The organism is Pseudomonas sp. KSR10, assembly GCF_022355455.1.
In the GTDB taxonomy this organism is placed as follows: Bacteria; Pseudomonadota; Gammaproteobacteria; order Pseudomonadales; family Pseudomonadaceae; genus Stutzerimonas; species Stutzerimonas stutzeri_E.
This window is the reverse complement of record NZ_JAKOEN010000021.1, coordinates 60,531-71,974: the sequence shown is the minus strand read 5'-3', so window position 1 is coordinate 71,974 and position 11,444 is coordinate 60,531. Positions and strand designations below refer to the sequence as shown.

General features: G+C 59.2%; 9 protein-coding genes and 1 tRNA gene. 6 read left to right on the top strand and 4 right to left on the bottom strand.

What is annotated here, in order from left to right; translation table 11 throughout:
* Positions 1 to 84: 84 nt before the first annotated feature.
* Positions 85 to 1,410, bottom strand: a complete 1,326-nt coding sequence (locus MCB86_RS17630) for a DUF2254 domain-containing protein (RefSeq protein ID WP_239611677.1) — start codon at positions 1,408 to 1,410, stop codon at positions 85 to 87.
* A 254-nt stretch (positions 1,411 to 1,664) separates the two neighbouring features.
* Here MCB86_RS17630 and acs point away from each other — a divergent pair, with 254 nt between their 5' ends.
* A complete protein-coding gene (gene acs, locus MCB86_RS17625; RefSeq protein WP_045162563.1) occupies positions 1,665 to 3,620 on the top strand; it encodes an acetate--CoA ligase in 1,956 nt (651 codons plus the stop codon).
* A 45-nt stretch (positions 3,621 to 3,665) separates the two neighbouring features.
* Here acs and MCB86_RS17620 read toward each other — a convergent pair whose 3' ends face one another.
* From MCB86_RS17620 to MCB86_RS17610, 3 genes are all read right to left on the bottom strand, one after another.
* Complete coding sequence (locus tag MCB86_RS17620) at positions 3,666 to 4,787, bottom strand: mechanosensitive ion channel family protein (RefSeq protein ID WP_239611676.1); 1,122 nt, start codon at positions 4,785 to 4,787, stop codon at positions 3,666 to 3,668.
* Positions 4,788 to 4,946: 159 nt separating this feature from the next.
* Entirely contained in the window at positions 4,947 to 5,300 is a 354-nt protein-coding gene (locus MCB86_RS17615; protein ID WP_239611675.1) for a rhodanese-like domain-containing protein, read from the bottom strand.
* A gap of 852 nt (positions 5,301 to 6,152) precedes the next feature.
* Positions 6,153 to 6,242 (bottom strand) — tRNA-Ser (locus tag MCB86_RS17610).
* A 228-nt stretch (positions 6,243 to 6,470) separates the two neighbouring features.
* Between MCB86_RS17610 and MCB86_RS17605 the strand changes: the two genes are divergently transcribed.
* The 5 genes from MCB86_RS17605 to MCB86_RS17585 all read left to right on the top strand — a co-directional run bounded on the left by MCB86_RS17605 (position 6,471) and on the right by MCB86_RS17585 (position 11,290).
* Positions 6,471 to 7,775 carry an HD-GYP domain-containing protein gene (locus MCB86_RS17605; protein WP_239611674.1) on the top strand — a complete coding sequence of 435 codons (1,305 nt, stop codon included), beginning with the start codon at positions 6,471 to 6,473 and terminating at the stop codon, positions 7,773 to 7,775.
* Positions 7,776 to 7,911: 136 nt separating this feature from the next.
* Positions 7,912 to 8,607 carry a crotonase/enoyl-CoA hydratase family protein gene (locus MCB86_RS17600; protein WP_045162559.1) on the top strand — a complete coding sequence of 232 codons (696 nt, stop codon included), beginning with the start codon at positions 7,912 to 7,914 and terminating at the stop codon, positions 8,605 to 8,607.
* 118 nt (positions 8,608 to 8,725) lie between these two features.
* The gene (locus MCB86_RS17595) at positions 8,726 to 9,946 is read left to right on the top strand and encodes an aspartate aminotransferase family protein (protein WP_239611673.1); all 1,221 of its coding nucleotides are present in this window, start codon (positions 8,726 to 8,728) and stop codon (positions 9,944 to 9,946) included.
* 59 nt (positions 9,947 to 10,005) lie between these two features.
* Positions 10,006 to 10,293, top strand: a complete 288-nt coding sequence (locus tag MCB86_RS17590) for a topoisomerase II (protein ID WP_239611672.1) — start codon at positions 10,006 to 10,008, stop codon at positions 10,291 to 10,293.
* Positions 10,294 to 10,303: 10 nt separating this feature from the next.
* Positions 10,304 to 11,290 carry a succinylglutamate desuccinylase gene (locus MCB86_RS17585; protein WP_239611681.1) on the top strand — a complete coding sequence of 329 codons (987 nt, stop codon included), beginning with the start codon at positions 10,304 to 10,306 and terminating at the stop codon, positions 11,288 to 11,290.
* Positions 11,291 to 11,444: the final 154 nt, after the last annotated feature.

Here is an 11,444-nt window from a genome sequence, read left to right as displayed (position 1 = left end):
CCCGCCCAAAAGCCAAAAGCTTCGCCCCGGGTCGGGGCTCCTACAGGACAGAAAAAAGCGTTTTCCCGTAGCGAGTACAGGTTGTCACCTTAACGGCAGGGGCTTTGCCTTAGGACGTGGCTCCCACTGGCCCTGGATTTGCGCCAGCCGCTCGAGTTCTTCGTTGACGGCGCGGCGGTCGCGCGGGTTATCGACGTTTGCGTCGGCCTCGTCGCGCAGGGCCTGAATTTCCTCATATAGGGCGTCGAGGTGCGCCTCGTTCGGGTCGCCGTGCAAGGCATTCTTCAGGCATCGCAGCAGCGTGATCAGTACTTGCGGATCATGGCCGGCATAGATGCGGATCGGCGCTATCACGTTCTGCAGCATGCGCTGGATATCCGGTTGCGGGTAGAAGAGGCGGGGTCGCCTGTTGTCGACGCAGCCGATGTCGTAAGGCGGCATGCCGCTGAGCCTTTTCAGCAGTACGCCGATCAGATTGACTGCCCGCATCGCTGTGCCGGGGTCGTTGATGGCTGGACTGATGGCCTTTACCGCTATTTCCGAGATCTGGCGCATGCCGTAGGAAACGTTGGCGCTGGCGAATTCCTTGTCATGGAAATCGAAGCAATCCAGTACGTCGGCTGCATCGTCTTCGCTCAGTGGCTCGCTGAACTTGATCAACGGATGACCGTCGACAAGGAAGAATCCGGGCTCTACCTGGATCACGGCCAACGAGTCGTACTTGCGCAGTATCTTCCCCAGTTGGCGTTCATTCACTTCGCGCAGGTACCCTGGCCGAGCGGCAGGCAGGCACCACCAGTCGGTTGCGTCCGGGATCCCGGTGACGTCAGCGATCCGCTGCCTGCGCTTGTTCAGGTTGGTTGAAGCTTCGCTGTAGAGCTGACTGACGATCCAGTCGACTTGGATCGACTGTGACACTGAACGAATGAACGCAACGAACAACGCCATGCATAGCATGCCGAACAGCAGCGCCAACGGCAGAGCAAGCGTTGGAACGCTGGCCGGTTCGTTCTTGTTCAGGGTGCCGATCATCAGCAGGAAATAGACGATGCTGCCCAGGTAGATTCCGAGAATCACCTGATTGCGCGTGTCGCTGATCAGGCCAGGCAGCACGCGTGGTGACAGGCGGGACGCCGCGCCGTTGAGCACAACCATCACCATGGAGAAGCTGAACACGGTAAGAGAGATGACACCTGTGATTAGTGTTCCGAGAATTTCACGGCTGTTATCGGCATCTACCAGTCCTGGCGCTAGATCGTCGCGCAAGGCTGTAGCGAGGGGAGTCGACTCGAATGCCCATACCACAACGGCGACGACGACGTATAAGGCGGGAATCAGCACCGGGTAGAAGGCAATGCTTTCCCTGATGCGTTTCGTGACACGGAAGAATACGTTCGCTGGATCTGACATCCTCGAATACCGACATGGCAGGCTCGGCCCTGGCATCTCTATGACCACAAAGGGGGAGGAAGTACGCCTTGGTCGAAGCGTCTATGCTCTACGGAGAACAACGCTTTTTTTCGACGGCTAACGCCAGCGGAACGCTTCGACCCCGTATAGCTCGAACGTGAAGTCTTCCAGGCGCTTGGTTTGATTTGTATGGTTCGCCTGTGAAGCACGCTTAGTCGAAACGATAACAAGACCAACGAGTGAGGAGTTTGCCCATGAGTGCTGCGTCCCTGTATCCCGTGAAACCGGAAGTTGCGGCTCGGTCGCTGACCGATGAGGCCGCCTATAAAGCCCTGTATCAACAGTCGGTGGTCAACCCTGACGGCTTCTGGCGCGAGCAAGCAGAGCGCATTGACTGGATCAAGCCTTTTACGCGGGTCAAGCAGACCTCCTTCGACGATCACCACGTTGATATTCGCTGGTTTGCCGATGGCACGCTGAACGTTTCGGCCAACTGCCTGGACCGTCACCTCGAAACGCGGGGTGACGAGGTCGCGATCATCTGGGAAGGAGACGATCCGTCCGAGCACCGCCACATTACTTATCGCGAGCTGCATCACGAAGTGAGCAAGTTCGCCAATGCGTTGCGTGGGCAGGACGTGCATCGGGGTGACGTGGTCACGATCTACATGCCGATGATTCCGGAGGTTGCGGTGGCGATGCTGGCGTGTGCACGCATCGGCGCGATTCATTCGGTGGTGTTCGGTGGTTTCTCGCCCGAGGCCCTGGCCGGCCGAATAATCGATGGCAGTTCGAAAGTGGTGATCACTGCCGATGAAGGGTTGCGCGGCGGAAAGAAGATTCCGCTGAAGTCCAACGTCGACGAAGCGCTGACCAACCCGCAAACCAGTTGCGTACAGAAAATCATCGTGGTGCGCCGCACAGGTGGCGACATCAGATGGCACTCGCATCGTGATATCTGGTACGACGATCTGATGCGAGTGGCCGGCGATGTGTGCGCGCCGAAAGAAATGGGCGCCGAGGAGCCACTGTTCATCCTTTACACCTCCGGCTCCACCGGCAAACCCAAGGGCGTGATGCACACCACGGGCGGTTATCTGCTCTATGCGGCCCTGACCCATGAACGAGTCTTCGACTATCGGCCTGGTGAGATTTACTGGTGTACAGCCGACGTCGGTTGGATTACCGGGCACAGCTACATCATCTACGGGCCGTTGGCCAACGGCGCGACCACGCTGATGTTCGAAGGCGTACCCAATTATCCGGACGTCAAGCGGGTCGGTCAGATCGTCGACAAGCACAAGGTGAATATCCTTTATACCGCGCCCACGGCGATCCGCTCGATGATGGCCGAGGGGAGTGCGGCAATGGAAGGCGCTGACGGGTCGAGCCTGCGCCTGCTCGGTTCAGTGGGCGAGCCGATCAATCCCGAGGCCTGGCACTGGTATTACGAGACGGTTGGCAAATCACGCTGCCCAATCGTCGATACCTGGTGGCAGACCGAGACGGGTGGCATTCTCATCAGCCCTTTACCCGGTGCCACCGCGTTGAAACCGGGTTCCGCGACGCGGCCATTCTTCGGCGTGGTGCCCGGCCTGGTGGACAATCTCGGTAACCTGCTGGAAGGTGCCACCGAGGGCAATCTGGTCATCCTCGATTCCTGGCCGGGGCAGATGCGCAGCATCTATCGCGACCACGATCGCTTCGTCGATACCTATTTCAAGACCTTCCGCGGCATGTATTTCACCGGTGACGGCGCCCGCCGGGACGAGGATGGCTACTACTGGATCACCGGTCGGGTGGACGACGTACTGAACGTTTCCGGCCACCGCATGGGCACGGCGGAAATCGAAAGCGCCATGGTGGCGCACCGCAAGGTGGCCGAAGCGGCGGTGGTGGGTGTGCCGCATCCTCTCAAGGGCCAAGGAATCTACGTCTACGTGACGCTGCTGGCGGGCGAGGAACCGTCCGATCAGTTGCGCCAGGAGCTGCAACAGTGGGTACGCAAGGAGATCGGGCCGATCGCCGTGCCGGACGTGATCCAATGGGCGCCGGGCTTACCGAAGACGCGTTCGGGCAAGATCATGCGGCGTATCCTGCGCAAGATCGCCACCGATGAGTACGACGCCCTGGGTGATATTTCGACGCTGGCCGATCCGGGTGTGGTGCCGCAGTTGATCGAAACCCACAAGCAGATGCGTCTGCGCTGAGTTGAGCGACGAGGCCGGCCACTGCGCTGGCCTCGTCGTTTTTCCTCAGGCGTTCGGAAGCGCGCGTTCGGCTTCCTGGTTGGCGGCCGGTTTTTCCTTCGGGACACCGGCAACCGTCAGCTCCGGGAAGCTGCCGCCGATGAACTCGACACTGCGGGTCGGGAAGGCGAATTGCACACCCATCTCGCGGATGCCGTCGAGCAACTGCAGATTGATTTCCTGCTGGGTGTCCATGTATGCGTTGTAGTCGGACACCTGCATGATGTAGACAACTTCGAACGTGAGCTGGCTGTCGTCGAAGGCAAGGAAATGCGCACGGTCGAACTTGGCGTTGTTCAGCCCGTCGATGATTCGCCTCACCAATGCGGAAACCTCACGAACCTTGTCCGACGGCGTGTTGTAAGTAATGCCGAACTTGAAGACGATGCGCCGTGTGTTCATGCGCTTGTAGTTGTGCAGGATCTGCTTGAGGAGATCTGCGTTGGCGCAGACGATCTGCTCGCCGCTCAGCGCGCGGATGCGTGTGGTCTTCAGACCGATGTGTTCGATGTTGCCGGCAACGCTGCCAAATACGACGAAATCGCCGATCTCGAAGGGCTTGTCCACCCCGATGGACAGGGACGCGAAGATGTCGCTGAGCAGCGTCTGGACCGCCAGGGCGATGGCGATACCGCCAACGCCGAGGCTGGCGACCATGGCGGTGATGTCCACGCCCAGGTTGGCCAGTATTGACAGCAGCATCATGGTCCAAATGACGATGCGGATCATGATGCCGATGATCGTCGTGGTAACCGGGTTTCGCGCTTTGCCGTCGCGAGTCAGGCTTTCCATCCATAGACGAACGGCGGTATCCATCCACAATGCAATCTGAAAGGCGAGGGCGATGAACCAACCATGGGACATCGCCGACTCCCAGCGATCTGGCAGTTCGACAACCTTCAATGCGATCAACAGCGAAAGAGCGATCAGCAGCAAATGGCTGGTGCGGCTGAGCATTTCCGCCGCAATGGTGACGAAGCCGCTCTTGGATCCTTTGCTCATCTTTCGCAGGCGGTTGGTAATGATCCGCAGAACTGCCTGCAGAATGAGGTAGCTGACAATCGTGACGCCAGCGATTATGGCGATGTTGATCCAAAGCCTTTCGTTCAGCATCACATCCCAATTCATCAGTTCGAATCCTCCAAATATGCGCGACCAGGCGCTGAGCAGTGGCTCCTTTTTCAGTAGCCACTGCAGCGCATTAGTTCCGCGATAAACGAAGAGAAGGCGTATGGATGGGATGGTGCGGTGGAGCGGTGCAGTAATCGTGGAAGCGATGCGGCGACGTCAGCGCGGCGGCACGACTGCTTTCAAGTCCTGGTAACCGCCGGCATTGATGACCTGACTGTAGCCCAGTTCACGAAGCAGATCTTGCGCCGCGGATGATCGACGACCGCTGCGGCAGTAGAGAACGACCGGGGCGTCTTTGTCGGGTGCGACACTGGCGGTGCGCTCGGCAAGCTCTTGGGTCTCGATTCGCGTTGCGCCAGGGAGCGCACCTTCGGCGTATTCCTGGGCGGTTCGAACGTCAATCAGGACGCTGTCGGCGCGCTGCAGTGCCGCCAGGGCGTTGGGCTGATCGACCTCGCCGCCGACCGCCGCTGTGGCTAAAGCCATCAATAGCAGGGATACGCGATACATAAGCGTTCCTATGTCGTCTGTTTCTGGCGATCAACTGATAAGGCGAGTCAGATTGGGCAGGATCAGAATGACCGCTGTGGCGAACAAGATCATGGTGGCCTGCCTGACTTTCTTGTGCTTGAACATGGTAGCGGCCTTTTAATGGGTCTACGCGTGAACGCTGTCGGTTTGAATGGCCGTTGCGTCTTGCGGGTTACAGCTGCGCCTTTCATCGAAACGACGTAGCGGGATATGCATTGGCCGAGACACAGAGGTCTGGTCCGCTTTCCAGACGTGCTCTGACCTAAGTCCTTCTACTGACCTAAATGTCAGGTTAATCCAAGCAATATACGGACCAGGAAAAGCGAAGGCGTGGATAGAGGACGCCTCTCTCAGACGGAGCTGCGTTTTCCTGGTGATCTGCTTCGTCGCGCCGAGAACTTCTCGCTGGGACGACTCGATGCCCGTCCCGAATCATTCTGGATTTAGATTCAGGCGCTGTGGAAGGCTCGGCTTCTGGCGACGCGCCTGATTTGCTGGCGCTTGGGCCGATGTGATGTTTGTCCACGGATAATCCTGGCTTCCTGTACCGCTCGTCAGAGAGGCCCCACAGCGGAACCGGGCGGGTGGACAATCGGCAGTGCCGTGATCGCCCTCAATCAAATGATGGAGCGAATGGAAACGTTGTCATCCAAGGCGGCATTTGCGGCGTGTGGAATCGGAACATCCGAGTGGTAACGGAATCAGGGGCAGCGCGTTCTGCTAGCCAAGGCTGCGGTACGCAAGGCCAAGCATCTATATGGTGTGCTCTGGAGTGGTATTCCTGGAGACAGAAACGACAAAGCCCCGATCATCGGGGCTTTGTGTTCGATCTGGCGGTGAGGGTGGGATTCGAACCCACGATACGATTTCTCGTATACACACTTTCCAGGCGTGCTCCTTCAACCGCTCGGACACCTCACCGGATCTCGACGGAGTTTGATGTCCGTCGAGGCGCGCTAATGTAGCCGAAGAGCTGGCGGATGGCAAAAAGTTTTTTAGTTTTTTCATGCGGTTAAGGCGCCGTTGGAAAACTGGCTTAGCGGCCGTGGCGATGAACCTATCGTTCCGTTAGGGTTCCAACGCCTAGGACTTCGGTGCCAGCTTCAGCGCAATCGAACTTAATGAATATGAAGAGCCGGGAAAGGCTTGATGAAGTTATTCAAAAGCAGGCGTAAGCGACCTGAGGTAGTGGAGGTCGCCACAAAGCGCCGTCTGCACGTCAGTCATCTGGAACTCGGCATGTACATTTGCGAGCTGGATCGGCCTTGGCGTCAGACGGATTTTCTATTCCAGGGCTTTCCTCTGCTCAAGCTCGAACATATCCAGGCGGTGCGCGAGCGCTGCGACTATGTGTTCGTTGACGACACCCGTCGAGTGCTGCTTGATCAGGGCCAGGTGGTCGTGCCCTCGGCGACGCCACTGCGCGTGAAGCGTACGATGCCCCGTGTCCCTCTCTCGCTTGAAGTCCACGAAGCGCGCGAAGCCTATCGCAGCAGCGAATTGGTATTGGAGCAGGTACTGCTGGATGTCCAGCAGGGGCGGGCGATTGACACCAAGGCCTGCCAGGCGCTGGTCAAACGGAACCTGGAAAGCATGCTGCGCAACGAAAGTGCCATGCTTTGGCTGACGCGCTTGAAGTCACAGGACGTGTATACCAGCTTGCACTGCTTATCCGTTTCCATTCTGGCGATGGGCTTCGGTACCCACCTTGGGCTGCCTGATGAAAAGCTGGAAATACTGGGTATTGCCGGCCTGCTGCACGATGTCGGCAAGATGAAGATCGATCCTGCCATCCTCAATAAGCCAGGCAAGCTCACCCAGGAAGAGTTCGATCAAATCAAGCTCCATCCGGAATTCGGTTATCAGGCGCTGTGCAACCAGGATGACATTCCCGCCGTAGCGGTCCAGGCCGCGTATGGCCACCATGAGCGGTTGGATGGCAGGGGCTATCCGCAAGGGCTCGCGCAGTATCAGATCCCGTTCACGACACGGGTTATTACCATCGTCGATGCCTTCGATGCGATCACCAGCCATCGTGCCTACGACGATGCGCGACCGATCCAGGCCGCGTATGACGTGCTGCGCAGCGGTTCCGGCCAGCAATTCGACGAAGCCCTGGTGCACGAATTCATTCGCTGGCTTGGCGTCTTTCCGGTGGGCACGCTGGTTGAGCTGCACACGGGTGAAGTCGCGCTGGTGCTGGAAAAGCACCAGCATCTGCACTTGCGGCCCAAGGTGGTCGTTCTCCGGGATGCGGAGAAGAAGCCCTGTGAGCCGCGCTATCTTGATCTGTCCCAATTGACCGTCGATGCCGACGGAACGCCTTATCGGATCCGTAGCGGCATCTCCGATGGTTCCCACGGACTCTTTATCGCCGATCCGCAGCTACAGACGATTCTGCATCCCGAGCTGCTCGCAGTGCTCGAACTCGAGCCCGAGAAAGCTGACCACTGAGCCAGCGCTCCCTGCACATGCGGCCCTGTTTCGCCAGATTCAGCTCTCAAATCATGACTTGCCGGTCAGTCACGGCGCTTTACCTGACGGGTCGTGCTGAGTAACTTCTGTGGACTTCTAACAAGGAATATTCGTCATGAGTGATCTGGTTTCCTACGAACTCGAAGACGGCATCGCCACGCTGGCTCTGAACAACGGCAAGGTCAATGCATTGTCTCCGGCTGTATTCGAGGCGCTCAATTCGGCATTCGATCGCGCCGAGCAGGACCGTGCCGTAGTGATTCTCACTGGTCAGCCGGGGATTCTGTCCGGCGGCTATGACCTCAAGGTGATGACTTCGAGCCCCGAAAACGCGATTGCCCTGGTATCCGTCGGTTCGACGTTCAGTCGACGGATGCTTGCTCATCCTTTCCCTATCATCGTTGCCTGTCCGGGCCATGCCATCGCCAAGGGCGCGTTTCTACTGCTCTCGGCCGACTACCGTATCGGCGTTGAAGGGGCGTTCAATATCGGCCTCAACGAGGTCCAGATCGGCATGACGATGCACCATTCGGGCATCGAGATCGCCCGGGATCGCCTGACCAAGCCCGCGTTCCAGCGCTCGGTAATCAATGGCGAGATCTTCAATCCGCAGGCGGCGCTGGATGCCGGCTTCCTTGACAAGGTCGTCCCGGCGGGCGAGTTGATGGTTGTTGCCAAAGCAACCGCTACGCAGTTGAAGAAAATCAACATGACGGCCCACAAGAACACCAAACTCAAGGCTCGCAAGGCCCTGCTCGAAACGCTGGATCGGGCCATCGAGCTGGACCGGCAGCACTCGGTCGTGTCCTGAAGAGAATTTTCGCCCGAGCGCCCATTCCTGGTGGGCCTGCGTTTAAACTGAGTGTGCAGCGCCCCGCCATGGCGGGGCGTTTTATTTCCTATTCGTGTCGCCTCGCAGGAGAGTCCTGATGTCCGCCCCGCACACCCCGGTAGAACGCGCTGATTTCGACCAGGTCATTGTTCCCACTTTCGCACCCGCCGCTTTCATTCCAGTGCGCGGCCAGGGTTCGCGAGTATGGGACCAGAGCGGGCGAGAGCTGATCGACTTCACCGGCGGCATTGCCGTGAACGTACTCGGCCATGCTCATCCGGCACTGGTGGCGGCGCTGACCGAGCAGGCGGGCAAGCTCTGGCACATTTCCAATATCTTCACCAATGAGCCGGCGCTGCGTCTGGCTAAGAAGCTCACCGCCGCGACCTTTGCCGATCGGGCATTCTTCGCCAATTCCGGCGCTGAAGCCAACGAGGCGGCATTCAAGCTGGCGCGCCGCTATGCTCATGACAATTACGGTCCGGAGAAATGCGAAATCATCTCCGCTGTGAACAGCTTCCATGGCCGGACGCTGTTTACCGTGACCGTTGGTGGCCAGCCAAAATATTCCGATGGTTTTGGGCCGAAGATTCAGGGCATCAGTCACGTCCCCTATAACGATCTCGACGCGCTTGCCTCCGCCATTTCGGACAAGACCTGTGCCGTGGTGCTGGAGCCGATACAGGGCGAAAGCGGCGTTCTGCCTGCTGATCAGGCGTATCTTGAAGGCGCCCGCAAGTTGTGCGACCAGCACAACGCGCTGCTGATCTTCGATGAAGTTCAGACCGGAATGGGGCGTACCGGTGAGCTTTACGCTTACATGAATTACGGTGTAATCCCGGACATCCTGACCAACGCCAAAAGCCTGGGCGGCGGGTTCCCGATTGGTTTGATGCTGGCGACGGAAGACGTCGCCAAGCACTTCAGCGTCGGCACCCACGGCACCACTTATGGCGGCAATCCGCTGGCGTGCGCGGTGGCCGAAGCGGTAGTCGATATCGTCAATACGCCCGAAGTGCTGAGCGGAGTGAAGAGCCGGCACGAACGTTTCAAGCGCGGGCTGCTGGAGATCGGTCAGCGTTACGGTCTGTTCAGCCAGGTGCGTGGCATGGGCATGCTGATTGGCTGCGTACTCGACGATGCATGGAAAGGGCGGGCGCGCGACATCTTCGATGCGGCCGAGCGAGAGGCCCTGATGATCCTGCAGGCCGGCCCCGATGTGATCCGCCTGGCACCGAGCCTGATCATCGAAGAGGCAGACATTGCCGAAGGCCTTGCGCGCTTCGAACGCGCTGCTGCAAAACTGACTCAGGCCTGAAACTCAGGCCTTCATCTTGGCAGGGCGATTCTGTCCTGCCTTTTCATTGAGAATCTGACATGAGCGATAGCCTGCAACTGATCCTGGAAGACGTAGACGGTACCCAGCTGGAGACATCCTGCACCCGTTTTGCCGTGGTGTGGCAGGGCCGGGAGGTCTGGATTCAACAAGTCGGCAATAACCAACTGATGATTGGCGTCGATGTCGAAGACGGCGACACCGAATACGCCAACCTGCTGCTACGTCCGCTGGCTACCAACCTGGTTAGCCTCGAGCTGGAAATGGAGCCGGTCGAGGCCGCCGAGGACGATCACGTTCATGGGCCGGACTGCAACCACGACCACTGATGACACCACCATGCTGGAACTTGGCCGGCTGCTGGAGCTGACGCTGGCCGGACGCGAGCCCGATCACAAGGTTCAGCTCACCGCTGTGGGCGCCAGGTTGCAGTGGCTGGGTGAGGGCGTACTCGAAGTGACGCCCCCGCCTGGCCAGGATGCTGGTTTGGACCTGGTGCTGTCGGCCGGCGTGCATGGCTGTGAAGTTGTCCCGATCAGATTGCTCGATCGCCTGATACGAGCGATCGGAAGCGGCACGATCTATCCGCGCGCCCGACTGCTGTTGTTGTTTTGCAACCCGCCGGCGATGCGCCAGGGTGTGCGTCGGGTTGGCCAAGACCTGAATCGACTGTTCTGTGGCAAGCATGCGGGCGGCTCCAGTGTCGAGGCTCGTCGCGCTGCGCAGCTCGAAGCGCTGGTGGCGACATTTTTTCGTGCGCCGGGCCGTCGACGCTGGCATTACGACCTGCACTCGGCCATGCGCGCCTCGAACCTCCCGCAGTTCGCCATCTGCCCCTGGGTCGCCGGGCGTGAGGTTTCCCGCCAAAGCCTGATGCGCCTCCGCCACGCGGCGGTCGATGCAGTGCTGTTGCAGGAAACACCTTCCGGAACCTTCAGCGCCCATACTGCCACGCGTCACGCGGCCGAGGCCTTCACCCTGGAAATGGCCGAAGCGCCCGGTGGCGTCTGGCCTGGGTGTCTCGATGAATTTCTCCAGGCGGCTCATCGGTGGATCGAGGCCGCCGAGCCTGCGCACGCACCCCGCCCTCGACCCTTGGCGACGTTCCGGCTGGCGCGGGAAATCATCAAGCGCAGCGAGGAGTTCGTCCTGCGTTTGCCCGCTGACATAGAGAACTTCGCTCCGCTATCACCCGGCACGCTGCTGGCCGAGGACAATGATGGTGTGCGCTGGGTGGTCGAAGAACTGGGCGCTCGAATCCTGTTCCCGATGGCCGATGTGGCGATCGGCGAGCGCGCCGGCCTGATCGTCGTCCCCTGCGACTGAATCAGCGATTGCCTTGGCCGTTTGCGCGCTTTTGTAAGAGACCCGACCCGGGGCGAAGCTTTTAGCTTTTGATCTAGTAGGAGACCCGACCCCGGGGCGAAGCTTTTGGCTTTTAATCTTGTAGGAGACCCGACCCGGGGCGAAGCTTTTGGCT

Coding starts and splice junctions, on each gene's coding strand:
- acs (WP_045162563.1), top strand. CDS start 1,665: ATGAGTGCTGCGTCCCTGTATCCCGTGAAACCGGAAGTTGCGGCTCGG.
- MCB86_RS17605 (WP_239611674.1), top strand. CDS start 6,471: ATGAAGTTATTCAAAAGCAGGCGTAAGCGACCTGAGGTAGTGGAGGTC.
- MCB86_RS17630 (WP_239611677.1), bottom strand. CDS start 1,410: ATGTCAGATCCAGCGAACGTATTCTTCCGTGTCACGAAACGCATCAGG.
- MCB86_RS17620 (WP_239611676.1), bottom strand. CDS start 4,787: ATGAATTGGGATGTGATGCTGAACGAAAGGCTTTGGATCAACATCGCC.
- MCB86_RS17615 (WP_239611675.1), bottom strand. CDS start 5,300: ATGTATCGCGTATCCCTGCTATTGATGGCTTTAGCCACAGCGGCGGTC.
- MCB86_RS17600 (WP_045162559.1), top strand. CDS start 7,912: ATGAGTGATCTGGTTTCCTACGAACTCGAAGACGGCATCGCCACGCTG.
- MCB86_RS17585 (WP_239611681.1), top strand. CDS start 10,304: ATGCTGGAACTTGGCCGGCTGCTGGAGCTGACGCTGGCCGGACGCGAG.
- MCB86_RS17590 (WP_239611672.1), top strand. CDS start 10,006: ATGAGCGATAGCCTGCAACTGATCCTGGAAGACGTAGACGGTACCCAG.
- MCB86_RS17595 (WP_239611673.1), top strand. CDS start 8,726: ATGTCCGCCCCGCACACCCCGGTAGAACGCGCTGATTTCGACCAGGTC.